We start from the raw sequence: 25,144 nt of genomic DNA on the forward strand, positions 1-25,144 counted from the left end.
AGCCGTTTGCGTCTTCAGCCGTCGGCATTGGCAATAGCTGCCGCACGCCGCTCCATCAACACGCGCTCGCGCGCATTGTTCGCGAGACGTGCGGCGGTCTCGAACGATAATCGCGCCTCGGCGAAGCGGCCGAGCTTCTCCAGGAGGTCGCCGCGGACGGAATGGAGATGGTGGTAGGCCCCGAGCGCCGGTTCGTCAGCGATCATGTCCACGAGATCGAGACCGGCCTGCGGCCCTTCGGCCATGCCAAGCGCGACCGCCCGGTTGAGCTCGATCACCGGCGAGCGCACCAGCGCCGCAAGCTGGCCATAGAGTTCCGCAATGCGGCGCCAGTCGGTGGCAGCGGCCGTCTCCGCCGTCGCGTGACACGCGACGATCGTGGCCTGCAGCGTGTAGAACCGGCCGGCACCACCGAGCTCGCGCGCGCGATCGAGCGCGCGAAGGCCGCCACCAATCTGGCGCCGGTCCCAGAGCCTGCGGTCCTGGTCCATGAGCAGGATGGGCTCGCCATCGATGCCGGTGCGCGCCTGCTTCCGCGCGGCATTCAGCTCCATCAGCGCCATCAGACCGTGGACCTCGGGCTCGAGGGGCGCGAGCCCGACCAGCACCCGCCCCATGCGCAGAGCCTCGTCGCAGAGCTGCGGCCGCAGCCACTCCTCGCCGCCTGAGGCCGAATAGCCCTCGTTGAATATGAGATAGACGACCTCGAGCACCGAGGCGAGACGCTCCGAAAGCGCCTCGCCGCCCGGGATCTCGTAGCTCAGGCCCGACCGCGACAGCGTGCGCTTGGCGCGGACGATGCGCTGGGCGATGGTTGCCTCCGTGACCAGGAAGGCGCGCGCGATCTCGTCGGTGGTCAGGCCGCAGATCATGCGCAATGCCAGCGCCGCGCGGGCCTGCCGCGGCAGCAGCGGGTGACAGGCCGTGAAGATCAGCCGCAACCATTCGTCACCGATATCGTCGTCGAGGGCGGCGTCGAAATCCGGCATCGCGTCCTGCTCCTGCATCAGCTCGTGCGTCAGCAGGTCCTGCTTGCGGGTGAGCATCTTTGCCCGGCGCAGATGATCGAGCCCGCGGCGCTTGGCCGTCGCAACCAGCCAGGCGCCGGGATTGTCCGGCACCCCGCTGTGCGGCCACGCTTCCAGCGCTGCGACCAGAGCGTCCTGGGTCAATTCCTCCGCCAGCGGCACGTCGCGCAGCATGCGCGACAGCGTGGCGATCAGCCGTGGCTGCGCGACGCGCCAGGTTGCGTGAATCGCGGCGCGGATCGCGTGATCGATGTCGGCGGTCGTCATCGCCGCCGACCAGAGCCCTTTCCGTTCCGATGGAATCGGAACGGGGCTCTAGATTCTTGTTTTGACGCGTTTTCTTGACGCGAAACGGTATTCACTTCGCGAGAAAACGCTCCAGGACGAGCGGTGGTGTCCATCAGGCGTGGGCAGCCACCCTGGACTGCGCGTCGACCTGGCAGGCGATCTCCACGCCCGGCGTGGCGAATGCCCGTAATTCGCAGGTCCCCTCCCAGCCCGGCATGTGATCGAGGTGCAGCTGCATGAATTCCTTCGCCATGGCCACGGCTTCCGCCTTGTCGCGCAGCTCGAAAATGGCATAGCCGCCGATCACTTCCTTGGCCTCGACGAAGGGGCCGTCGATGACGCTGAGCTCACCGTCGACGATTCGCACCCGTGCGCCGGTCGCAAGCGGCATCAGGCCGCCATTGTCGATCATTCGACCGGCCTTGATCTCCCGCTCGGATATGTCCTGCATGGCCTCCATCAGCGCCGGGCTCGGGGCAGCCATCGGCTGGCTGGAGGTGACGATGTACATGAAGCGCATGAAAAACTCCCTTGGCGAGCAGCAGCCGCTCCGGCTGCAAACCGGCTCGCTATGGATGTGACGATTGAGCCTTGGCTAAATCGACATCGACCGGAAGATTTATTGCCGCAGCATGATCAGGGGATCGGCGGTATCGGGGACGCGCCGCCATTGCGCGTTGTCATCGGCCTCGAACTGCCAGGCCTCGCCTGATTTCGACATCAGGACGATCTGGCCGCGCTCGAGCCGCCATTGCGCCGGATTGAACTGAGCGATCGCCGGATCGCATTTCGGCTTGACGAAGACCTGGAAATTGTCCGGGCCGGCTTCCGTGTTGGTCAGCGTCAGCCCGCACACCGGCTGGCCGTTGCCGCGCACCATCGACCAGTCGCCGATCATCTGGTCCATCGACTTGGCCATCGAGCGGGCGGCGGCGAGATCCTGGAGGATGTAGACGCCCTCGCCCTGCCGCAGGCCTTCGAAGATGCCGGCCTCGACCTCGGTGAAGTCGATCACGGCTTCACCGGTCGCGTCCTGCAAACGAACGATGTCGAGGCCCCTGACGCTCCAGGCAACGATATCCTTCGTAAAGGGCAGCGTGGTCTTGCAGGCCGGCTCCAGCTCCAGCTTGAAACCCTGCGCCGCGGCATCGCCCTTCATCGTGACGACGCAGGTCTTGCTGCGCTCGGTGGTCGAGAGCTCCCACTGCCCGGGCATCGTCTTCTTCAGGGTCGTCGCATCCTGCGCATGCGCGATGCCGATCGCGGCCACGCAGGCCGCGACGGCGAATGCAACGACCCGAAGACCTCTCATCAGCGCCCCTTGAACGGCGTTTCCGCAACCGGCGTCAACGGCGCCTTGCCGGCGAACCAGGACTTGAGGTTGTCGACCACGAGCTGATCCATCGCGTTGCGCGTCACCACCGACGCCGAGCCGATATGCGGCAGCAGCACGACGTTCTGCATGGTCTTGAGCTCGTCCGGTACGCTCGGCTCGGCCGCGAACACGTCGAGACCGGCGGCGAGGATGGTGCCTGATTTCAGCGCCTGGACCAGCGCCGCCTCGTCGACCACCGAGCCGCGCGCCACGTTGACCAGCACGCCGCGCGGACCGAGCGCCTTCAGCACCTCGGCATTGATCATCTTGTTGGTCGAGGCGCCGCCGGGCACGATCACCATCAGCGTGTCCACCGCCTTCGCCATCTCGATCAGATCGGGATAGTGCTTGTAGGAGACGTCCTTCGACGGATTGCGGGAGTGGTAGACCACCGGCACCAGCGAGGCATCGAGCCGGCGCGCGATGGCCTGGCCGATCCGGCCCATGCCGACGATGCCGACCTTGCGGTCGCGCAGCGAGCCGACGCTGAGCGGATAGTTCTGCGTCTGCCAGAGGCCGGAGCGGACGTAGCGGTCGGCCTTGATGAACTCACGCACGGTGGAGATCAGAAGACCCATCGCGACGTCGGCGACCTCCTCGGTCAGCACGTCGGGCGTGTTGGTGACGATGATGTTGTGCTCGGCCGCGTATTTGGCGTCGACGTGGTCGTAGCCGACGCCGAAGCTCGCCACCATCTCGATCTTGGGCAATTGCGACAGCGAGTCCCTGTCGGCACGCACGGTGTGATAGGTCACCGCCACGCCGCGGATTTTTTCGCGGATCGCCGGTGTCAGCCGCTCGAGATCGCCCCGGGTCTCCGCCTTGTGCACGACGAAATGATCGGAAAAGCCGTTGTCGAGAATTGGCCGCACCGGCCCATAGATCAGAAGGTCGATCTTTTCGGACGAAATCGAACCGGTAGTCATCAGTTTTCCTTTCCAAGCGCGCTCTCGTGCCAGCGCCGTAAAACGAGGTGGGAAACTAGCGCCAGCACCCCATAGATGACAATCCCGGCCAGCGACAACAGCAGCAGCGCTGCGAACATGCGGGGTATGTTCAATCGATAGCCGGATTCGGCGATCCTGTAGGCGAGTCCGGAGCCTGCGCCGGCCGTTCCGGCCGCAATCTCAGCCACGACCGCGCCAATCAGCGACAGGCCGCCGGCAATGCGCAGGCCCCCGAGGATATAGGGCAGCGCCGCCGGCAGCTTCAGGAAGCGCAGGGTTTGCGGCGGCGAGGCGCCATAGAGCTGGAACAGGCCGGCAAGGTTGCGATCGACCGAATTCAGCCCGAGCGTGGTGTTGGACAGCACCGGGAAAAAGGCAACGATGAAGGCGCAGACGACGACCGCGGTCTGCTGCTCCAGATAGATCAGGAGCAGCGGTGCAATCGCGATGACAGGAGTCACCTGGAGGACGATTGCATAGGGGAATAGCGAATATTCCACCCATTTCGACTGGTTGAACAGCAGCGCCAGCGCGATGCCGCCGATGCTGGCGGCGACAAAACCTTCGAGCGTGGTCAGCAGCGTGGTCGCGAGCGATTGTGACAGCACCGCCCAGTCCTTGATCAAGGTCAGGAAGATGACGGAGGGTGCTGGCAGAACGTAAGGCGGGATGTCCTTGATGCGGACGACCAGTTCCCAGGCCGCGAGTCCGGCTGCGAACACGATGACGGGAAGCACGAAGCGCATCGCGCGTTGCGCGCCGGATGGTTTTGCGGTGACGGTAGCTTGCGCGTTCATAGCATCGATTTTCCCGAATAGGACGGCGCCAGCGCGGCCGACACTTTCCGGCAATAATTGGAATAGGCGGCCGAGGTCCGAAACTCCTCACCGCGCGGCTCGACCGTCTCGATGCGGATATCGGCCTGGATGCGGCCGGGCCGCGCGGTCATGACCACGACCCGCTGCGACAGGTAGACGGATTCGAACACCGAATGGGTGACGAAGATGACGGTCTTGCCCAGGGCTCGCCACAGCGCGAGCAGGTCGTTGTTGAGGCGAAAGCGCGTGATCTCGTCGAGCGCGGCGAACGGCTCATCCATCAGGAGGATATCAGGGTCGGTGACGAGCGCACGCGCCAGCGACACTCGCATCTTCATGCCGCCGGAGAGCTCGCGTGGGAAAGCATCGGCGAAATCGGCAAGACCCACGCTGGCCAATGCCTCATCTGCCCGCGCGCGCGCCTCCGCCTTCGGAACGCCTGCGAGCCTCAAGGGCAGCCGCACATTCTCGCGCACGCTGGTCCAGGGCATCAGCGTCGGCTCCTGGAACACGAAGCCGATGCCATGCCCCGGCAGCACATCGCCCTCGTGGCGCGCCACCCGCACGATGCCGGACGATGGCGCGCTGAGCTCTGAGATCAGGCGCAGCGCAGTGGACTTGCCGCAACCGGACGGGCCCAACAGCGAGATGAACTCGCCCTTGCGAACGGCAAGGTCGAGCGGGCCGAGCGCCATGACGCCATTGTCATACGCCTTCGTCACGCCGCGCAGGCTGACGGCGAGAGCCGTCAGTCCGGCCTCGACCCCGGACGAGCTTTTGACGGATGACATGGACCTTGCGCTACGGCTTGCTCGGGCGCAGCTCGACGCCGACGCCCTTGTTGACGAAGCGCAGCGTATAGGACTTGCGGAAGTCGAGATCCGCCTTCACGACGCCGGCCTTCACCATCTTGTTGAAGAAGGACGTGTAGCGCTCGTCGCTCATCGCGCCGATGCCGTTCTTCAAGGACTCGCCGGAATCGACGATGCCGTATTCCTTCATCTTGGCGACGGAATAGGCGAGCAGCTCGTCGGTCATCTCCGGGTTGAGCTTCTTGATCATGGCATTGCCCGCGGAATTGTCGCGGTAGATGTAATTGTACCAGCCGACCATGGAGGCATCGACGAAGCGCTGCACCAGGTCCGGCTTCTTCTCGACCATGTCGCGGCGGGTCTCGATCAGGGTCGAATAGGTGTTGAAGCCGTAATCGGCGAGCAGCAGCACATTCGGCTTGAAGCCGGCGGCCTTCTCGACCGCGAAGGGTTCGGAGGTGACGTAGCCCTGCATCGCGCTCTTGGGGTTGGCGATGAAGGGCTGCGGATTGAAATTGTAGGGACGGACGTTCTTCTCGTTGAAGCCGTATTCGGACTTCAGCCACTGGAAGTAGCTGGTCATGCCCTCCTTGGAGACGAACAAAGTCAGCGGCTTGAGATCCTCGATCTTGGCGACCTTGGCGTCCGGCTGCGTCAGCATCACCTGCGGATCCTTCTGGAAGACCGCTGCGATGGTGACGACGGGGACGTTATTCGCCACCGCGTCGAACGACATCAGCGTGTTCGCGGCCATGAAGAAATCGATCTTGCCGGCGATCAGCAGCATCCGGTTGTTCTCGTTCGGACCGCCGGGAACGATGGTGACGTCGAGCCCGTATTTCTTGTAGGTGCCGTCGGCGACCGCCTGGAAGAAACCGCCATGCTCCGCCTCGGCGACCCAGTTCGTGCCGAAGGTGACCTTGTCCAGCGTCTCTGCACGCACCGGCGCGAGAGAGACGAAAGCGGCCATCAAGCTCGCCGTTAACGCTCGCCGCAGATGAGAGGGGGTCATGATGGCACTCCGTCGATCGTGGCTGGCCGATGTGAGGGCAACGCGATAGAACCGCATGAAGTTCGGGGACGCGAGCCGGCCAGGCCCGCGTCCCCTGATAACCCCAAAATACGCGACAAATTCGGGCAAAGAAACCACGATGACGCCGTCCCGCGACTGGATCGACATCAACTGGGCCGATGGGAGCCTTGCAGACGTGTCGCGCTGGATCGCGGTGCTGCCGCTGGCGGCGACCGAGCAGCACGGCCCGCATCTGCCGCTCGAGACCGACGTGCTGATCGCGGACGCGTATCTCGCGCGCGTGCGCGAGCTGTTGCCCGCAAATGTTCCGGCGACGTTCCTGCCCGTTGAACCGGTCGGGATTTCCACCGAGCATATCGACTTTCCGGGCACGCAGACGCTGCCGACCGAGGTGGCGCTGAAGCGATGGACCGCAATCGGCGAGGACGTCGCGCGGCGCGGCTTGAAGAAGCTCGTCATCATCACCAGCCATGGCGGCAACAGCGCGGCAATGATGCTGGTCGCGCAGGATCTTCGCGCGCATCGCAAGCTCTTTGTGGTGACGACGTCGTGGTCGCGGCTGTCGGGCGCGGAGAAACTGTTCCCGGCGGATGAAGTGCGCCACGGCATTCACGGCGGCGCCGTCGAGACGTCGATCATGCTGGCGCGCTATCCCGATCAGGTGCGCAAGGATGCGATCGCGGATTTTCCCGCGAGCAGCATCGCCATGGACAAGCAGTATCGCTGGCTGTCGACGCAGCGGCCCGCGCCGTTCGCCTGGCAGGCGCAGGATCTCCACACGAGCGGGGCGATCGGCAATGCGACGCTGGCCGTCCCCGAGAAGGGTGAGCAGCTCGTCGATCAGGGGGCACGCGCCTTTTGCGAGCTGCTCGCCGAGGTCGATAACTTCGACGTGAACAGGCTCGCCAAAGGGCCTCTCGGCTAGCTCGCATCCGACTGGAATCATTCAGGAAACAGCCGGGCTACACGCCTGCTTTTGCGGGATTCGAACCGGACGCGACAAGCCTCCGTCCAACTGGGCACGCGGGCCACAACGGACCGCCTCAACCCGGATGGAGTTTCACATGTCGATCAAGACCAGGATTGCCGCCGTCGCGCTCGCTGCCCTCGCCGTTACCGGCAGCATCGTGTCGACCACCTCCTCGGCCGAAGCCAAGCAGCCCGGCTGGGTCTGGGGTGTGGGTGCCGGCATCGCCACCGCCGCCGTCGTCGGCTCCGCGATCGCCGCCAGCAACGACCCCTATTACTACGGCTATCACCGCTGCGGCTGGGTCGCCCAGTACAACGCCTTTGGCCAGTACGTCGGCCGCGTTCGTTCTTGCTACTGATTTGGGTACCTGAGGCCGATCTCACGTGGATCCTGCGTTCGACACGGGCGCCTCATCCACCCCGTGTCGTGCCCCCGACCCGCCCGGCTGTCCCCCCGGGCGGGTCATTCATTTTGGACCTGAGAATTTGTTGCAGCTCCGTCACACAAGAGTGCGAACCATCCGCTGCGGCAATCGGCGCCAGTTGCTATTGCGAATTAATCGCAATAAGGTTGATAGCAGGCACAGGGGCTTGGGAAGAAATCGCGTCGAATCGGGATCGTCTGGTCCGATCGCGTGAACAACCAAGACTTCGTGACAGGGCCGCCGCGAATCTGCAGGGATATCGCGGCGAATGGGACACATTCGCGTTTGGGGGCGTGCGTTTTGAAGTTGAGAGGTCACCGACACCGGTATTTGCGAACGGCCGCGGCGATTGCCTCGGGCGTGCTGGCTTTTCCCGCCGCCGTACACGCGGCCGATCTGCCGCTGAAGGCGCCGGCGCTGAAAGCGGTCTATGACTGGACCGGCCTCTATATCGGCGCGCATGCCGGCTACAGCCGTGGCTCGTCCAGCTTCGCGCTGAACGACGGCACCGCGATCAACGGCAGCGGCGTCTTCAGCGGCATGATCGGCGGCGTGCAGGCCGGCTACAACTACCGGCTCAACTCCGGCTGGCTCGTCGGCGTCGAAGGCGATTTTTCGTTTCCCAATTACATCACCTCCAACTCGATCGTTTCCTTCCTCGCGACACCTGCCAACACGGTCATCCAGCAGTGGGACTACACCGCCAGCCTGCGCGGCCGCGTCGGCTACACCAGCGGTCCATGGCTCGTCTATGCCACCGGCGGCTTTGCGTGGATGGGCGAGCGCTATTTCGACACGCCGGCCGCGGGCGACGTCCCGAAAATCCTGAACACGCGGCCCGGCTGGATCGCGGGTGCCGGCATCGAATACGGCTTCGCGCCGCATTGGAGCGCACGGCTCGAATATCTCTATAGCCGCTTCGACGGCGCCAACGTCGCCTTCTCCACGGGGGCCCAATACACCTCCTCGTCGCTCGACTTCCAGTCGATCAGGCTCGGGCTCAACCGCAAGGTCGATTGGCCGGGCATGCCGAGCTACAATCCGAAGAGCTCCCTGATCGACACGGAATCGGATCGCTGGGAGATTCACGGTCAGAGCACTTATCTGCCGCAAGGCTATCCGTCGTTCCCCGCTCTCTACAGCGGAACAAACTCGCTCTCGCCTTCAACCCAGGCCAAGGCGACCTGGAGCAACAGCCTGTTCCTGAACGCGCGGCTGTGGGACGGCGGCGAGGTCTACTACAATCCCGAACTGCTCCAGGGATTTGGACTGAACGACACGGTGGGCGCGGCAGGCTTCCCCAACGGCGAAGCGCAGAAGTCGAACTTCCCCTATCCGCATTACAACACCTCGCGGCTGTTCGTGCGCCAGACGTTCGGCTTTGGCGGCGAGCAGGAAGAGCTCGCGAGCGGCCAATTGCAGCTTGCGCAGAAGGTCGACATTTCCCGCCTCACAGTGCAGGCCGGCAAGTTCGCGGTGATCGACGTGTTCGACGGCAATGCCTTTGCCAAGGACACCCGCAAGGATTTCATGAACTGGTCGCTGTGGGCGCCGGGCGCCTTCGACTATTCCGCCGACAAGGTCGGTCTCACCTATGGCGTCACCGCCGAGCTCAACCAGAAGCAATGGGCGCTGCGCGGCGGCTATTTCCTGATGGTCGCGGAGTCCAATTCGAATCATTTCGACACCAGGGTCGGGGAACGCGGTCAGTACGCGATCGAGCTGGAGACGCGGTTCTCGCTGCTCGGCCAACCTGGCAAGCTCAGGACCATGGGCTGGGTCGACAGCGCCAACATGGGCAGCTTCCGCGAGACGCTGGACAATCCTGCGCTCAATCTCGACATCGCGCAGACCCGCCGCGGCCGCCTCAAGGTCGGCTACGTCGTCAACCTCGAGCAGGCGATCACAGAAGATATCGGGCTGTTCGGCCGCTGGAGCTGGAACGACGGCAAGACCGAAACACTCGCCTTCACCGACATCAACAGCAGCCTAGCCGGCGGACTGTCGATCAAGGGCACGAAATGGGGCCGGCCTGACGACGTCGTCGGCATCGGCGGCGCGGTCAATGCCATCTCGCAGGATTATCGCGACTTCCTGGCCGCCGGCGGCCTCGGTGTTCTCATCGGCGACGGCGCTCTCAACTACCGCAAGGAGCGCATCCTTGAGGCCTACTATGCCTATTCGGTGAACAAGAACGTCACGCTGACCGCGGACTATCAATTGATCACAAACCCGGCCTATAACGCCGACCGCGGGCCGGTCTCGATCTTCTCGGGCCGCCTGCACGCAGAGTTCTAGCCCAAAATTCCAGCCCAAGGGCGGGCCTATGAAGCCGAGAGATATCCGCACGGCCGCGATCGGCCGGGCGCTACTCCCCAATGTCTGGGACGTCGCGGCGCTGATCCTCGTGATCGGCGCCATGGTCCTGATCGTCTATGGCGGCGAGCAGACCACGGTGCCGCTGTCCGAGCTCGAGCGCGCACCGGTCACGCTCGATCCGGCAAACCTTCCGCTTTACGCCTTGCGCACCGTCTTACGGATGCTGCTCGCCATCGTCTGTTCGACGGTCTTCACCTTCATCTACGCGGCGATCGCAGCCAAGAGCCGGCGAGCCGAATTGGTGATGATCCCGCTGCTGGATATTTTGCAATCCGTCCCGATCCTGGGCTTCCTCACCTTCACCGTCGTGTTCTTCATGAATTTGTTTCCGGGGCAGGTGCTCGGCGCCGAGCTCGCCTCGGTGTTCGCGATCTTCACCAGCCAGGCCTGGAACATGACGTTCAGCCTGTACCAGTCGATCCGCAACGTTCCGAAGGATCTGGAAGAGGCCACGCAAAGCTTCCATTTGTCCGGCTGGCAGCGCTTCTGGCGCCTCGACGTCCCCTTCGCGATGCCCGGCCTGATCTGGAACGCGATGATGTCGATGTCGGGCGGCTGGTTCTTCGTGGTGGCCTCGGAGGCGATCACGGTCGGCAACACCACGGTGACGCTGCCGGGCATCGGCTCCTATGTCGCGATGGCAATTCAGCAGCAGGATTTGCCGGCGATCCTCTACGCCATGCTGGCGATGCTGCTCGTGATCATCGCCTATGATCAGCTGCTGTTCCGCCCCATCGTCGCCTGGGCCGACAAATTCCGCTTCGAGCAGACCGCCTCAGGCGAGGCGCCGGCCTCCTGGATGCTCGACCTGTTCCGCCGGACTCGGGCGCTGCGTGCGCTGACCCTTCCTTTCGCGGCGCTGAACCGCGCGATCTCGAACTTGCGCATTCCGCTGCCAAAGCTGCCGCCCGCGGCACCAGGTAAAGACCAGACGTCACGCCTCGTCGATACGGTCTGGATCGCATTGATCCTCGCCGGCACGGCCTATGCCGCCTGGCTGACCTATCGCTATCTCTCGGCCAGTCTCGGAATGTCCGACGTTCTCGTCGTCATCAGGGACGGGCTCATCACGTTGTTGCGCGTCGCCATCCTGATCAGCCTCGCCACGCTGATCTGGGTGCCGGTTGGCGTGTGGATCGGGCTTCGCCCGAAGCTCGCCGAACGAATCCAACCGCTGGCCCAGTTTCTGGCGGCCTTCCCGGCCAATCTCGCCTTCCCCGTCTTTGTCGTCGCCATTGTCAGCTTCAAGCTCAATCCAGACATCTGGCTGAGCCCGCTGATGATCCTGGGCACGCAGTGGTACATCCTGTTCAACGTGATCGCGGGCGCGAGCGCCTTTCCGACCGATCTGCGCGAAGCCGCCGGCAGCTTCCATCTCCGGGGATGGCGATGGTGGTTCAAGGTGATACTGCCCGGCGTCTTTCCTTATTACATCACCGGCGCGATCACGGCGTCCGGCGGCTCCTGGAATGCGTCGATCGTCGCGGAGGTCGCAAGCTGGGGCGACACGCATCTGAAGGCCACCGGGCTCGGTGCCTATATTGCTTCCGCCACGGAAGCCGGTGACTTCCCGCGCGTCGTGCTCGGAATTGCCACGATGTGCATTCTGGTGACGTTGTTCAATCGTCTGGTCTGGCGGCCGCTCTATGCCTTCGGCGAGCGTCGCCTGCGGCTCGGCTGACGAGGAGACCCTCATGCTCGATCAACCCTCTCCGCTCATCGACATCCGCGGTGTCTGCCGATCCTTCCCGAAAGGCAGCGGCGAACAGCTCCTGGTGCTGGACAAGGTCGACCTGACGATCCGCTCGGGCGAGATCGTCGGCCTGCTCGGCCGCTCCGGCTCCGGCAAGTCCACCTTGCTGCGGATCATCGCCGGTCTGGTCAGCCCGTCTGCGGGACAGGCGACCTGTCGCGGCGAGATCATCGTCGGGCCACCGAACGGCGTCGCCATGGTGTTCCAGTCATTCGCGTTGTTTCCCTGGTTGACCGTGCTCCAGAACGTCGAGCTCGGGCTCGAAGCGCTGGGCGTCGATGCCACCGAGCGCCACAAGCGCGCTCTTGCTGCGATCGACCTGATCGGCCTTGACGGGTTTGAGTCCGCCTTCCCGAAGGAACTGTCGGGTGGCATGCGGCAGCGCGTCGGCTTCGCCCGCGCGCTGGTGGTGCATCCGGACCTCCTGCTGATGGACGAGCCGTTCTCGGCACTCGACGTCCTCACGGCCGAGACACTGCGCACGGACCTGATCGACCTCTGGATCGAGGGCCGGTTGCCGATCAAATCGATCCTGATGGTGACGCACAATATCGAGGAGGCGGTCCTGATGTGCGATCGCATCCTGGTGTTCTCATCCAATCCAGGGCGTGTCGCCGCCGAGATCAAGGTCGACATGCCGCATCCGCGCAACCGGCTCGACCCCCATTTCCGGCAGCTCGTCGACAACATCTACGCGCGCATGACCCAACGCGCCGAACCGAAGGCGCCCCCCGTCGAAGGCATCCTCGGCTCCGGTGTCGGCATGACCCTGCACCACGTCTCGTCCAACGTGCTGTCGGGCCTGATCGAGACGCTGGCGGGGCCGCCCTATCACGGACACGCCGACCTGCCCGTGCTCGCAAGCCAGCTCCAGCTCGAGGCCGACGAGATCCTCCACCTCGGCGAGTCCCTGCAACTGCTGCGCTTCGCCCAGCTGAGCGAAGGTGACCTGATGCTCACCGACACGGGCAAGCGTTTTGCCCATCTCGAAACCGACGCACGCAAGAAGCTGTTCGCCGAACATCTCGTCACTTACGTGCCGGTGATGGGATTGATTCGCCGCGTGCTCGACGAACGTCCCTCCCATACCGCCCCCGCGGCACGGTTCCGCAACGAGCTCGAAGATTACATGTCCGAGGACTATGCGGACGAGACGCTCAGGACCGTCGTGTCCTGGGGACGTTATGGCGAGCTGTTCGCATATGACGAGCAGTCGGAGACGTTCAGCCTCGAAAACCCGGGCGAGAGCGCTTGATCCCGCCTGCGGCAATTTGGTCGGGAACCGGACAAATTGTGCATCGAGTTCATATATAAGGGGCTTGGTCCGGCGTTCGCCGGGTCAAGTATCCCTTCTCCTTGCGCACAATGTTGTCCGTCGAAATCATCATCGTCGTCGTCCTGATCGTCATTAACGGCCTGTTGTCCATGTCCGAGCTGGCCGTGGTCTCGTCCCGCCCGGCCCGGCTGTCGCTGCTCGCGGCCAAGGGGGTGCGCGGCGCCGAGCGGGCGCTGACGCTGGCGGCCGACCCCGGAAAGTTCCTCTCGACGGTGCAGATCGGTATCACGCTGGTCGGCGTGCTCTCCGGCGCGTTCTCCGGCGCGACGCTCGGACAGCGGCTGACGCAATGGCTGGTCGAGCTCGGCCTGTCCTCAGGGATTGCCGACATCGTCGGCGTCGGCATCGTCGTCACGCTCATCACCTACGCCACCCTGATCGTCGGCGAACTGGTGCCGAAGCAGGTGGCGCTGCGCGACCCCGAGAGCATCGCGGTCAAGGTCGCGCCCGCGATGCACGTTCTGGCGCGAATCTCGCTACCGCTCGTCTTCCTGCTCGATCTCTCCGGCAAGCTGATCCTCACGCTGCTCGGCCGCGGCGGCAAGGCCGAGGAGAAGGTCTCGGAGGACGAGATCCATCACCTCGTCAGCGAAGCCGAGAACGCGGGCGTGCTGGAGTCGGGCGAAAAGGAGATGATCGCGGGCGTCATGCGGCTCGGCGACCGGCCGGTCGGCGCAATCATGACGCCGCGCACGGAGGTCAACGAGATCGATCTGAACGATACGCCGGAGGCCATTCAAGCGATCATCGCGAAGAGCCCGCATTCGCGCTTTCCCGTCTCGGACGGCGATCGCGACAAGCCGATCGGCGTGCTCCAGGCCAAGGACCTGCTGGTCGCCTACATGAACGAGCGCACGCCGGATCTGCGAGCGCTGGTGCGCGAGGCGCCCGGCATTCCGGCATCAGCCGACGCCCGCGACGTGCTGGCGATCCTGAAAGCCGCTCCGGTTCATGTCGGCCTGGTCTACGACGAATACGGCGCCTTCGAGGGTATCGTGACGACGGCTGACATTCTGGAATCGATCGTCGGCGCCTTCCATTCCGAGGAGGGACCGCCGGAGCCGGCCTATGTCAGGCGCGATGACGGCTCGCTGCTGGTCTCCGGCTGGATGCCGGTCGACGAGTTCGGCGAGTTGCTCGGCGTCGAGCTGCCGCCGCACCGCTACAACACGGTGGCGGGCCTGGTGCTGCAACAGTTCAACGTGCTGCCTAATGTCGGCGATGCCTTCGACTTCGCCGGCTGGCATATCGAGGTGGTCGATCTCGACGGACGCAGGATCGACAAGATTCTGGCGGGCCGGTTGAGTGAGGTCGAGACGGGGTGATCGCGCACCCAACCCTCCACCCGTCGTCCCGGACAAGCGCGCCCTAAGCGCGCGACTTTGTCGTGCCCCGGGACGACAGCGGAGCTTGTGGTGCGCGCTCGCGCCAAACGCGCACCCATCACCCGAACCGCACCCCGATCCGCTTCTCCTTGCGCCAGACGACCGTGCAGGCGAGATGCGTTCCGTCGGCCTGGATGACCAGGGTGAACCGCTCGGGGATACCGACCGGACTGGTGACATCGAGCGCGGCGCCGGTGTCGGAGAAATTACGGATGGTGCAGTCGATCGCGCCGCCGCCGAACTCGATGGTTCCGGCTTTCAGCACGCGGCGCCTAGCTTTGTCGCGTCGCTCGTCCATGGGGCCAATCTACACCCCAAGCTGACACAGACGTTAAAACACAACCACAATCCCCGATGAATTTTCACCGCCGCAGGATGCGGCCGTATCATGCGGTGACCCCTACGGCGCCGGCTGGAACGTCTCCGCCCGCGCCATCTGCCAGGCTTCACGGAAGCGCGGATCTTCGGTGCCTTCGAGCAGCTCGCCCGGACGCAGCGACGGATAGAGCTGTGCAAAGGATCGCACCTGGGTGGTCGATGTCCGCTGGCTAAAGTGGATCGGGCGCAGCTGCTGCGGGTGTTCGAGACCGGCCGCGGCGATCAGCTCGGTGAGCGAGTGCAGCGTGGCATGGTGATAATTATGCACGCGGTCGATCTTGAGCGGCACGTAGAGCGCACGCGCACGCGTCGGGTCCTGGGTCGCAACCCCGGTCGGGCAGCGGTCGGTGTGGCAGCTCAGCGACTGGATGCAACCCAGCGAGAACATGAAGCCGCGCGCCGAGTTGCAATAGTCGGCGCCGATCGCCATCGCCCGCGCCATGTCGAAGGCAGTCGCGATCTTGCCGGACGCGCCGATCCTGATGCGGTCGCGCGCATTGATGCCGACCAGCGCGTTGTGGACGAAATTGACGCCCTCGCGCATCGGCATGCCGAGGTGATCCATGAACTCCAGCGGCGCCGCGCCGGTGCCGCCTTCATTGCCGTCAACGACGATGAAATCAGGATAGATGCCGGTCTCCAGCATCGCCTTGCAGATCGCCAGGAATTCCCAGGGATGACCGATGCATAGCTTGAAGCCGGCCGGCTTGCCGCCGGACAAGCGTCGCATCTCGGCGATGAACTGCATCATGCCTGTTGGCGTCGAGAAGGCGCGGTGCGAGGCCGGCGAGATGCAGTCCTCGCCCATCGTGACGCCGCGGATTTTTGAGATCTCCTCCGACACCTTCGCGGCCGGCAGCACGCCGCCATGGCCGGGCTTGGCGCCCTGGCTGATCTTGAGCTCGACCATCTTGATCTGGTCCTGGCTCGCGACGCGCGCGAACGCCTCGGGATCGAACGTGCCGTCGAGATGACGGCAACCGAAATAGCCGGAGCCGATCTCCCAGATGATGTCGCCGCCCATCTCGCGATGGTAGGGGCTGAAGCCGCCCTCGCCGGTGTCATGCGCGAAGCCGCCCTTCCTGGCGCCGGCATTGAGCGCGCGCACGGCGTTCGGGCTGAGCGCGCCGAAGCTCATCGCGGAGATGTTGAACACCGATGCCGAATATGGCTTTGCGCAATCGGGGCCGCCGATGGGGACGCGAAACTTCTCCTCGGCGTGCGTCTTCGGCGAGACCGAGTGATGCATCCACTCGTAACCCTCGCGGTAGACGTCCTCCTGGGTGCCGAACGGACGCTTGTCGAGCTCCATCTTGGCGCGCTGATAGACCACCGCGCGGATATCGCGCGAGAACGGCATGCCGTCCTTCTCGCTCTCGAAGAAATACTGCCGCATCTCGGGGCGTATCTCTTCGAGCAGAAAACGGATGTGCGCCGAGATCGGGTAGTTGCGCAGAACCGCATGGCCCTTCTGCATGAGGTCGCGGACCCCGAGCAGCGTCAGCGCGCCAAAGATCAGGATCGGGATCAGCAGGATGTCGAAGATCTTGCCATCGGCGAGACCGATGCCGATCAGCAGCGCGGTGACGACCGCGCAGATGGTCAGCACGATGAAGCGCGGCGAGAACGGCAGCAGCAGGGTTTCCATCAGCCCTTCGGGCGAAGCTTGCGTCTTGTTATCGTTGGCCACGACCACATCCCTCTCGTCAGTCTGACAGGGCATGATACGCCCGCGCCACGTCCATGGTTATGACGCGGACCCCGCCTTGAGGCTACCGAATCCGGATGCCGCAAATCAATCCATCCCGCGGCGGGCTTCGCAGTGCAATAGATTCAAATGAAATGACAAATCAGTGACCATGAGGCTGCGCCTCGTGCGGAATGACGCCGTGCTGCTCGAGGCCGCCTCGCGCCAGCCAGGCATCGGTGCTCGCGACCGCACGCTCGATATGGTCGTCGGTCCGCGAAAAATCGTAGGGCGATCCCACCAGCGGACAGAGCGGCGGCACCACGACATATTCGATGTCGGACGCCACCCCCTCGAGCTCCGCCACCAATTGCCGGGCGATCAGCAGCGTCAGCGCATGCAGGGCATTGGCAACCGCGCCCACCGGCGGGTCCTTCACCGCGCAGGCGTGTCCGGTCGGCAGCACGACCAGCCGTTTTGCGCCTTTCTTGATCGCGACCCGGACCGGCGTGTTCGAGGAGAGCGCGCCGTCGGCCAGGAAACGATTGCGGTAGTAGACCGGCGAGAACGCGCCGGGGATCGCAGTGGACGCCAGGATCGCGTCCACCGTCGCCCCCTCCGACAACACCACGCTCTCTCCGGAGACGAAATCGGTGGTGACGATGTGCACCGGAAGCACGGCATCCTCGAGGTTGCGATAGGGGATGTGGTCCTCGACCAGCTTGCGGATGCCGTCATGGGGAATCAGGAAATCGCGCCGCCACATGAATCCGGCGAGGCTTTTCCAGGTGACCGGGAAGACATCATGACGCTTCAGGCCGCGCCAGACCGCCTCCAGCCCCAGCACGCCCTTGAGCGAGGGATTGCCAGCATAATAGGCTCCGTTGATCGCGCCGACGCTGGAGCCGACGACGAGATCGGCGACGACCCCGTGCCGCGCTAGCGAATGCATCATGCCGACCTGGATCGCTCCAAAACTGCCGCCGCCCGCCAGCACGAAGGCGGTCGGTTTCGGCGGACCATGGTCGATCACGGACAAGATTTGCGCAGCTCCCCTCTCGCATTGCAACATCGCGGCGAGATTTTGGCGCGAGCTTATAACAAGGGGCGCGCGAGACGCGCCAATAACAAAGTCGGGGGAGGATGGTGAGGGACGTGGATGGCTGGCGAGTGTGTGAGAGGCGAAATGGCAGCCCCACACTCAACTGACGTCCCCGCGAATGCGGGGACCCATAACCACAGGGAGAGGTTATGGCGCGAGCTGATAACCACTAGCCGTCGCCAAACCACTTCCTGTGGTTATGGGTCCCGGGCTCGCGCTTCCGCCTTCGCTCTTCGAGCTACGGCGGACAAGTCGCGCGCCCCGGGACGACACCGATGTTTTGGCTACGGAGCGCCAATCAAAAGCCGAACGGCGCTTACCGCTCGACGAACGCCTTCTCGATCACGAAATGGCCGGGCTTGTTGCCGCTTCCCTCGATGAAATCGCGACCTTCGAACATCACCTTCAGCTCTTCCAGCATCGCCGGGCTGCCGCACATCATGATTCGGTCGGTTTCGATGTCGAGCGGGCCCTGTCCGATATCGTTGAAGATCTGCTCGGAGTTGATGAGGTCAGTGATGCGGCCACGGTTCTTGAACGGCTCGCGGGTCACGGTCGGATAGTAGATCAGCTTATCCGCCAGCAGCTCCCCGAACAGCTCGTCCTCGCGCAAGGAAGCAACCAGCTTCTCGCCATAGGCAAGCTCGGAGACCTGGCGGCAGCCATGCACCAGCACGATGCTGTCGAACTGGTCGTAGACCTCGGGGTCCTTGATCAGGCTGGCGAAGGGCGCGAGACCGGTGCCGGTCGAGAGCAGCATCAGCCGCTTGCCGGGAATGAGGTTGTCGGTGATCAGCGTGCCGGTCGCCTTGCGGCCGACGAGGATGGTATCGCCTTCCTTGATCTTCTGGAGGCGCGAGGTCAGCGGACCGTCCTGAACCTTGATCGAGAAGAACTCGAGCTCTTCCTCGTGGTTGGCGCTCGCCATGCTGTAGGCGCGCAGCAGCGGACGGCCGTCGACCTCGAGGCCGATCATGGCGAACTGGCCGTTCTGGAAGCGGAAGCCGGTGTCGCGCGTGGCGCGGAAGCTGAACAGCGTATCGGTCCAGTGCTGGACGGAAAGAACCTTCTCTCGGTAAAACGCGCTCATGATTTTCGATATTCCGAATAATTGCGGTTTTAGGGCAAAAGCATTGCCCGGCCCCTGAAAGCGGGGCGGACACCATTGCCATGGCGGAGGATTTCGCGTGTGTGATCTACGCCATTGAGGCCAATAATCAACCTCGTTCCGGATGCAATTGATGCCGCTCAAACCGGCATTTGCGGCGGAAATGGCCACATCATTAATGAATCTGCTGCCGGGCATGCGCGGCGGGCAATTTCTTTTCCCTTCAGGGCCTGATTGCAGCACTTAATTTCCGTCGCGCTCGCGAGAATTTCATTAAGAATAGCTCTGACTTTCACCCCGGTTTGGCGCCGTTTCCCGCATTTTTGCGGCTTTTGGCGACAGGAACGACTGAACACATGGCGAGCGGCGAGCGGATCTTCGTCCAGGCGATCAGGCGCTATTGCGCGACCCATGGCATCGCGCTCGATGTCCGCGCCGGCGGTTGGCTGCTCGCGATGCGCAGCCGCGCAAAGCGCCACTTCGCGTTCGGCTACGACATCGGTCTCAACAGCGCCATCGCGCACCGCCTCGCCAACGACAAATCGGCCACTGCCGAGGTGCTGGCGCTTGAGGGCGTGCCATGCATTCCGCATCGCCTCTTCCTCAACCCAAAGCTGGGCAAGAACGTTGTTGGCCCCAATTGGCGAGACGCCATGCTCGAGCTGCTTCACGACCAACCGCAAGGCGTGGTGGTGAAGCCGAACGAGGGAACATCGGGGCGCTCGGTGTTCAAGGTGACGACAGAGGCGGAACTCGACCACGCGGCTGCCGAGGTCTTTTCAATGAGCGCCGGACTCGTGATCTCGCCCTATGTCGCGATCGAGCAAGAGGTGCGCGTGATCCTGCTCGATGACGTGCCACTCGTCGTCTACAGCAAGCAGCGTGGGTCGGCTTGGCGACACAATCTCGATGCCGGCGCAAAGCCGGTGCTGCTGGAGGACGACAAGGTTCGTACGGCCTGCGTGAAGCTCGCGACCGATGCCGCGAGCGCCATCGGCATCGCCTTTGCGTCAATTGACGTGATCCGTGTCGATGGCGAGTGGCGGGTGCTGGAAATCAATTCCGGCGTGATGATGGAAGCGCTGGCGAAGCTGCATCCGGAGCTGGTGCAGGCGACGTATGACGCGGCGCTGGATCGGGTGTTTGGGAACGAAACGCAATAGCCACGGCGAAGATCCCCACCCTCCCCTGGAGGGGGAGGGTCGCTGTGCATGGAGCGAAGCGGAATGCGCAGCGGGGTGGGGTGACAGTCTCTCCACCGAAGCAGTGCCCGCGTGGAGAGATCACCCCACCCCGCTCGCGCTACGCGCGATCGACCCTCCCCCTCCAGGGGAGGGTAAGAGAAACCGTCGCTAATTATTCGCGCTGGCGGAATCGTCCATCGCCTTGAAGGCTTCCTCCAGCTGCAGGGAGATCGGCACGTTCAGGCGTTCGCCGGTGGGCAGCCGCGCGGTGAACCATTTGTTGTAGAGCGGAACGAGATCGCGATTGGAGCCGAGCTTGCGGAAGGTGCGGTCGACCACCGCCGTCAGCTGAGGCTCACCCTTCCTGAACATGATGCCGTAGGGGTCATAGGACAGGTAATCGCCGGTGACGCGGAACTTGTCCTGCGCCTTGTGGCGCGCGATCAGGCCGGAGAGCAGGATGTCGTCGGTCGCGAATGCATCTGCCTTGCCGTCGACGAGCATCTGGTACGACTGCTCGTGATCCGGCGACGTGACGATGTTGAGGCCGAGCGAAAGCTTCTTGTCGGCCGCCTGGATCGCCTGCTCGTTGGTGGTGCCCTTCGTCACCACGATTGTCTTGCCCTTCAGATCGGTCAACGACTGGACCTTTGACGCCTTCGGCACCATCAGCTTGGTGCCGGCGACGAACATCAAAGGCGAGAACGCGACGCGCTTGCCCCGCTCGGCATTGGCGGTGGTCGAACCGCATTCCAGGTCGATCTTGTTCTGGAGCACGGCGTCGATGCGGTCGTCCGAGGTGACCTTGACGTAGTCGATCTTCAGATCGGGATCGTCGACCTCGACGCCGATCTCCTCGACGATGGCCTCGCAGAGTTCGAGGCTGTAGCCGATCGGACGGCCCGACTGGTCGAGGAAGGAGAACGGCGGCGAGCTTTCGCGATAGCCGAGCCGCACGGTGTGCCTGTTCTTGATGGCCGACAGCGTCGGGCTAAGCCCTTCGCTGCCGCCGGTCTGGGCGGAGGCGCCGGTTGCCAGCAGGCACGCCGCCAGCAACAGGCCACCCGATATCGCCGTTGAAAGGCGCATGATGCACTCCCGTCAATGGCCGGCCATCGCGGGCAGTTCGCCCGGAACCATGTCCGGCGTCGTCGCTTCGCCGGGTCCGAGCTCGTGCTCGGGCCCGAGCTCACCTTCCCACTTCGCGACCACGGCGGTCGCGAGCGAATTGCCGATGACATTGGTGGCGCTGCGTCCCATGTCGAGGAACGTGTCAATGCCCATGATCATCAGCAGGCCTGCCTCGGGGATGCCGAACTGCGACAGCGTCGAGGCGATCACCACGAGGGATGCGCGCGGTACGCCGGCAACGCCCTTGGAGGTGATCATCAACGTCGCGAGCATCGCCAGCTGCGTCGCGAGCGACATCTCGATGTGGTAGGTCTGCGCGATGAAGATGCTCGCGAAGGTGCAGTACATCATCGTGCCGTCGAGATTGAAGGAGTAACCGAGCGGCAGCACGAAGCTCGAGATCCGCGACGACGCGCCGAACTTGGTCAGCCCCTCCAGCGTCTTCGGATAGGCCGCTTCCGAGCTCGCGGTGGAGAACGCGATCATCAGGGGTTCGCGGATCAGCTTCAGCAGATGGCTGTATCGCGGCCCGATCACCATAAAGCCGACGATCATCAGGATGACCCACAGGATCCCAAGCGCGAGATAGAAGCCACCCATGAAGACGACGAGCTTCCACAGCACGCCGAGGCCGTTCTTGGCGACAGTGGCCGTGATGGCGGCCCATACCGCGAGCGGGGCGAACAGCATCACATAGCTCGTCACCTTGAGCATGATGTGAGCGACGTCGTCGATCATTGCCAGGATCGGCTTCGACCGTTCGGGCATCGAGCCCATCGCCACCGAGAAGAACACGGCGAAGATCACGATCTGCAGGATCTCGTTCTGCGCCATGGCGTCGGCGATCGAGGTCGGGATCAGATGGGTCAGGAATTTTTCGATCGAGAAGGCCGAGACCGGCAAGCCGGTCGATTGCCCCGCCTGCGGCAGCGTGCCGGGGAAGTTCGCGCCGGGCTGGAGCAGATTGACCATGACGAGGCCGAGCAGCAGCGACACGAAGGACGCGCTGACGAACCAGCCCATGGTCTTGGCGAAGATGCGCCCGAGCCGCGAGCCGCTGCCCATATGCGCGATGCCACCGACCAGCGTCGCAAACACCAGCGGCGCGATGATCATCTTGATCAGGCGCAGGAACATCATGGCGATCAGGTTGATGGAGGAAGCCCATTCGGCTCTGGTGTCAGGCAGGAAGTTGAAGATCGCCGCCCCCATGACGATGCCCAGCACCATCGCGGCCAGAATGTATTGCGTAAACTTGTTCGACATCGCTTACCCCCACCTACACCGGCGCTTCATGATGTCGCAGATATGACGACGACGCAACACGCTTGGCGTGCTCGCGCGATGGCCTGATGTTCCCGTTGCGAAACGGGTCGGCGCGATCTAGCCTTCATGCAGCGCACAACGAATGCGGCTTGCACGTTTTCTTTGCGGTGGCTGCATCAATAATCGTCAAGCAAACGAAGAGGAAACGCCATGAGCAGCAGCATCAATCGCCAGATTCTTCTGGTCGAAAAGCCCAGCGGCAAGCTCGGTGCCGAGCACTTCAAGATGGTCGAGGGTGCGATGCCGGAGCCGAAGGACGGCGAGGCCTTGCTGCAGGTGCGTTACATCTCGCTCGACGCCGCCAACCGCGCCTGGATGCATGGTGCGACCTATCGCTCCGCGGTCGAGGCCAACAGCGTGATGGCCGGCGGCGGCATCGCTGAGGTCGTCAGCTCGAAGGCGCCGGGGCTGGCTGCCGGCGACATCGTGTTCGGCGACACCGGCTGGCAGGAGTTTGCCGCGGTGCCGGCAAAGCATCTCACGAAAATGCCGAAGCTCGAACCGATGACGCATCTGCTCAGCGTGTTCGGCATCGCCGGCCTCACCGCCTATTTCGGCCTGCTGGAGATCGGCAAGCCCAAAGAGGGCGAGACCGTCGTGGTGTCCGCGGCGGCCGGCTCCGTCGGCTCGATCGTCGGGCAGATCGCCAAGATCAGGGGATGTCGCGTGGTCGGCATCGCCGGCGGCGCAGACAAGTGCAACTGGCTGACCTCCGAGCTCGGCTTCGATGCCGCCGTCGACCACAAGGACGGCGCGGTGTTCAAGGCCCTGCGCGCGGCGGCGCCAAAAGGCATCGACGTCTATTTCGACAATGTCGGCGGCGACATTCTGGAAGCCTGCCTGCCGCAGATGAACAATTACGGCCGCATCGCCTGCTGCGGCGCGATCTCGCAATATGACGGCGCACCTGCCGCGCACGGCCCGCGCGGCGTGCCCGGCCTGATCGTGGTGAAGCGGCTCGTCATGCAGGGCTTCATCGTGATGGACTACATGAAGGAGAGCCAGCGCGCGCTCGCCGACCTCCAGGGCTGGGTCGCATCCGGCAAGCTGAAGGTGCAGGAGGACATCATCGACGGATTGGAGAATACGCCGAAGGCGCTGATCGGATTGCTGGCGGGAGAGAACCGCGGCAAGCGCATGGTCAAGCTCTGACGCCGTATTGTTTGAGCATGATCTCCGCGCCAACGCGTTCCGCGTTTGTCGCAAGGGAAAGCCGCGGCACACTTTTCCGGATCGTGCTCTAGTTACGTCGCAATTGCGCCCGTATAATCTACTTGCGGTAGAGGCCGAGGCAGCCAATGATGCTGCACGCGGCATCACCCGCAATGATTGCTTGCATTACATTTAAAAATTGTCGGCGTGACCGACAGGGCAGGGAATTTACCCAAATGTTCAACACGTTGAAACATGCATCAACGCGTCGCGCGCTGCTGGCGGCAACGCTCTTCGCAACTGCAACAGGCGCATTCGCGCAAGCGCCGACCGAGGCTCAGAAGAGCGCCATCCGTTCCGCATGCCGCTCGGACTTCATGGCACACTGCGCGAGCGTCACGCCCGGTGGCGCGGAGGCGTATCAATGTCTCCAGAAGAACATGTCCAGCCTGTCATCGGGATGCCAGACCGCGGTTCGCGCGGTCGAGCCCGCTGCGGCGCCGAAGACTGAAGCTGCGCCCGCCAAATCTGAACCGGCAAAGACTGAAGCCGCCCCCGCCGCCGCAGCCGCTCCGAAAGCGGCGGCGTCAAAGCAGCCGAGCAGCACGCAGATTGCCGCGGTCAAGAGCGCGTGCCGCGCCGATTATCCCAAGGTGTGCGCCAGCGTGCCGCCGGGCGGCGCCCCCGCCCTCGAATGCCTCGAGAAGAACAAGGCCAAGGTTTCGCCGGCCTGCGAGAAGGCCGTGACCGCTGCGGCCGGTGGCGGCGGCGCCGCTGCAACGGCAGCGCCTGCGGGCGCAGCTCCAGCGGCGGCAGCACCAGCGGCGGCGCCGGCCGTCATCGCTCTGCGCCCGCTGCGGCCGCGCGAAGAGCTGTTCATCGTGCGCTCGGCCTGCGGTGCCGACATCCGCACGCTCTGCGCCGGCGTCGCACCGGGCGGGGGCCGCATCGTGCAATGCATCTCCAGCAATGCCGCGTCGCTGTCGCCCGCCTGCAAGGAAGTGCTGGCGCCATTCGCGGCGCGATAAGCGGCGCGTGATTGCGCGCCAAGCGCGCGCCACCGACCGGCCGCGCGCGAATGAATTTTCGCGCGCCTGCCGCGACAAACCCTTTGCAAGTAACCGATTTCGATCACGACAAGACCGGAGAAAGACATGCGTTCATTTCTGCTTATTGCTGCCGCGCTCCTCGCCTTCGGCGCGAGCATGACCTTTGAGTCTACCGATGCCAACGCGGTGGTGTGCGCCCGCGGCGTCTACCGCGCCGGCTGTGCCGGGCCGAATGCGGCCGTCGTGGTGCGCAAGCCGGTTCCCGCGGTCCGCTGTACCAGGGTGCTGGTGAACGGCGTCTACGTGAAGCGCTGCGTCTGACCCCGGATGGCCAAGCTCGCGCGGTTTGGCTATGGTTCGCAACGTCACTGCCCCGGACACGCGCCTGGCGCGTGTCCGGGAGTAAGCTTCGACGCGCCCCGCCTTCGATAATTCCGCTGGCGCGGACGGCCGGAGCACATTAGTGTACCCCTAGATAG

Annotated in this window: 23 protein-coding genes; 10 read left to right on the forward strand and 13 right to left on the reverse strand. The window is 64.0% G+C overall.

Annotated features, from left to right (window positions below; all coding sequences use genetic code 11):
- Positions 1-14 precede the first annotated feature (14 nt).
- From CT676_RS28740 to CT676_RS28770, 7 genes are all read right to left on the reverse strand, one after another.
- The gene (locus CT676_RS28740) at positions 15-1,295 is read right to left on the reverse strand and encodes an RNA polymerase sigma factor (protein WP_085402673.1); all 1,281 of its coding nucleotides are present in this window, start codon (positions 1,293-1,295) and stop codon (positions 15-17) included.
- Between the two features lie 133 nt (positions 1,296-1,428).
- On the reverse strand, positions 1,429-1,836 hold the full coding sequence (locus tag CT676_RS28745; protein WP_085402674.1) for a YciI family protein: 408 nt from the start codon (positions 1,834-1,836) through the stop codon (positions 1,429-1,431).
- A gap of 99 nt (positions 1,837-1,935) precedes the next feature.
- On the reverse strand, positions 1,936-2,628 hold the full coding sequence (locus CT676_RS28750) for an AprI/Inh family metalloprotease inhibitor (protein WP_085402675.1): 693 nt from the start codon (positions 2,626-2,628) through the stop codon (positions 1,936-1,938).
- Positions 2,628-3,617, reverse strand: coding sequence for a 2-hydroxyacid dehydrogenase (locus CT676_RS28755; protein ID WP_085402676.1), 990 nt, complete (start codon positions 3,615-3,617; stop codon positions 2,628-2,630). Before CT676_RS28755 ends, CT676_RS28750 begins: the two co-directional genes overlap by 1 nt.
- Positions 3,617-4,435, reverse strand: a complete 819-nt coding sequence (locus CT676_RS28760; RefSeq protein WP_085402677.1) for an ABC transporter permease — start codon at positions 4,433-4,435, stop codon at positions 3,617-3,619. The genes CT676_RS28755 and CT676_RS28760 overlap by 1 nt, the downstream gene beginning before the upstream one ends.
- Positions 4,432-5,247, reverse strand: a complete 816-nt coding sequence (locus CT676_RS28765; protein WP_135215890.1) for an ABC transporter ATP-binding protein — start codon at positions 5,245-5,247, stop codon at positions 4,432-4,434. Before CT676_RS28765 ends, CT676_RS28760 begins: the two co-directional genes overlap by 4 nt.
- 10 nt (positions 5,248-5,257) lie before the next feature.
- Complete coding sequence (locus CT676_RS28770) at positions 5,258-6,280, reverse strand: ABC transporter substrate-binding protein (protein WP_085402695.1); 1,023 nt, start codon at positions 6,278-6,280, stop codon at positions 5,258-5,260.
- Between the two features lie 139 nt (positions 6,281-6,419).
- On the opposite strand from CT676_RS28770, the gene CT676_RS28775 reads away from it, so the two are divergent.
- The 6 genes from CT676_RS28775 to CT676_RS28800 all read left to right on the forward strand — a co-directional run bounded on the left by CT676_RS28775 (position 6,420) and on the right by CT676_RS28800 (position 14,488).
- On the forward strand, positions 6,420-7,226 hold the full coding sequence (locus CT676_RS28775; protein ID WP_085402679.1) for a creatininase family protein: 807 nt from the start codon (positions 6,420-6,422) through the stop codon (positions 7,224-7,226).
- 139 nt (positions 7,227-7,365) lie between these two features.
- Positions 7,366-7,629, forward strand: a complete 264-nt coding sequence (locus CT676_RS28780) for a hypothetical protein (RefSeq protein WP_028170409.1) — start codon at positions 7,366-7,368, stop codon at positions 7,627-7,629.
- 396 nt (positions 7,630-8,025) lie between these two features.
- Complete coding sequence (locus CT676_RS28785) at positions 8,026-9,993, forward strand: carbohydrate porin (RefSeq protein ID WP_135215891.1); 1,968 nt, start codon at positions 8,026-8,028, stop codon at positions 9,991-9,993.
- A 28-nt stretch (positions 9,994-10,021) separates the two neighbouring features.
- On the forward strand, positions 10,022-11,755 hold the full coding sequence (locus CT676_RS28790; RefSeq protein ID WP_085404099.1) for an ABC transporter permease subunit: 1,734 nt from the start codon (positions 10,022-10,024) through the stop codon (positions 11,753-11,755).
- A gap of 13 nt (positions 11,756-11,768) precedes the next feature.
- On the forward strand, positions 11,769-13,082 hold the full coding sequence (locus CT676_RS28795) for a nitrate/sulfonate/bicarbonate ABC transporter ATP-binding protein (protein WP_085398312.1): 1,314 nt from the start codon (positions 11,769-11,771) through the stop codon (positions 13,080-13,082).
- Between the two features lie 110 nt (positions 13,083-13,192).
- On the forward strand, positions 13,193-14,488 hold the full coding sequence (locus CT676_RS28800) for a hemolysin family protein (RefSeq protein ID WP_135215892.1): 1,296 nt from the start codon (positions 13,193-13,195) through the stop codon (positions 14,486-14,488).
- Between the two features lie 118 nt (positions 14,489-14,606).
- Here the strand turns inward: CT676_RS28800 and CT676_RS28805 are convergent, their stop codons facing one another.
- From CT676_RS28805 to CT676_RS28820, 4 genes are all read right to left on the reverse strand, one after another.
- Positions 14,607-14,846: a PilZ domain-containing protein gene (locus CT676_RS28805; RefSeq protein WP_085398309.1), complete on the reverse strand. Its 240-nt coding sequence runs from the start codon at positions 14,844-14,846 to the stop codon at positions 14,607-14,609.
- Between the two features lie 102 nt (positions 14,847-14,948).
- Positions 14,949-16,574, reverse strand: coding sequence for an FMN-binding glutamate synthase family protein (locus tag CT676_RS28810; protein WP_085398313.1), 1,626 nt, complete (start codon positions 16,572-16,574; stop codon positions 14,949-14,951).
- Positions 16,575-16,776: 202 nt separating this feature from the next.
- Positions 16,777-17,652 carry a patatin-like phospholipase family protein gene (locus tag CT676_RS28815; RefSeq protein WP_094183797.1) on the reverse strand — a complete coding sequence of 292 codons (876 nt, stop codon included), beginning with the start codon at positions 17,650-17,652 and terminating at the stop codon, positions 16,777-16,779.
- Between the two features lie 379 nt (positions 17,653-18,031).
- Positions 18,032-18,805 (reverse strand): ferredoxin--NADP reductase, encoded by a 774-nt coding sequence (locus tag CT676_RS28820; protein ID WP_014490313.1) that lies wholly within the window; start codon positions 18,803-18,805, stop codon positions 18,032-18,034.
- A gap of 374 nt (positions 18,806-19,179) precedes the next feature.
- Here CT676_RS28820 and CT676_RS28825 point away from each other — a divergent pair, with 374 nt between their 5' ends.
- Positions 19,180-19,986: an ATP-grasp domain-containing protein gene (locus tag CT676_RS28825; protein ID WP_085398311.1), complete on the forward strand. Its 807-nt coding sequence runs from the start codon at positions 19,180-19,182 to the stop codon at positions 19,984-19,986.
- A 189-nt stretch (positions 19,987-20,175) separates the two neighbouring features.
- Here the strand turns inward: CT676_RS28825 and CT676_RS28830 are convergent, their stop codons facing one another.
- Complete coding sequence (locus CT676_RS28830; protein ID WP_085398799.1) at positions 20,176-21,096, reverse strand: amino acid ABC transporter substrate-binding protein; 921 nt, start codon at positions 21,094-21,096, stop codon at positions 20,176-20,178.
- 12 nt (positions 21,097-21,108) lie between these two features.
- Positions 21,109-22,404: a dicarboxylate/amino acid:cation symporter gene (locus CT676_RS28835; protein ID WP_085398800.1), complete on the reverse strand. Its 1,296-nt coding sequence runs from the start codon at positions 22,402-22,404 to the stop codon at positions 21,109-21,111.
- 210 nt (positions 22,405-22,614) lie between these two features.
- Here CT676_RS28835 and CT676_RS28840 point away from each other — a divergent pair, with 210 nt between their 5' ends.
- The 3 genes from CT676_RS28840 to CT676_RS28850 all read left to right on the forward strand — a co-directional run bounded on the left by CT676_RS28840 (position 22,615) and on the right by CT676_RS28850 (position 24,986).
- Positions 22,615-23,616, forward strand: coding sequence for an NADP-dependent oxidoreductase (locus CT676_RS28840; RefSeq protein WP_085398801.1), 1,002 nt, complete (start codon positions 22,615-22,617; stop codon positions 23,614-23,616).
- Between the two features lie 236 nt (positions 23,617-23,852).
- Positions 23,853-24,644, forward strand: coding sequence for a cysteine rich repeat-containing protein (locus CT676_RS28845; protein WP_085398802.1), 792 nt, complete (start codon positions 23,853-23,855; stop codon positions 24,642-24,644).
- 126 nt (positions 24,645-24,770) lie between these two features.
- Positions 24,771-24,986 carry a hypothetical protein gene (locus CT676_RS28850; protein ID WP_028148322.1) on the forward strand — a complete coding sequence of 72 codons (216 nt, stop codon included), beginning with the start codon at positions 24,771-24,773 and terminating at the stop codon, positions 24,984-24,986.
- The last annotated feature ends 158 nt before the right edge of the window (positions 24,987-25,144 follow it).

Source organism: Bradyrhizobium sp. MOS001, from assembly GCF_004634465.1.
GTDB classification, from domain to species: Bacteria; Pseudomonadota; Alphaproteobacteria; order Rhizobiales; family Xanthobacteraceae; genus Bradyrhizobium; species Bradyrhizobium barranii.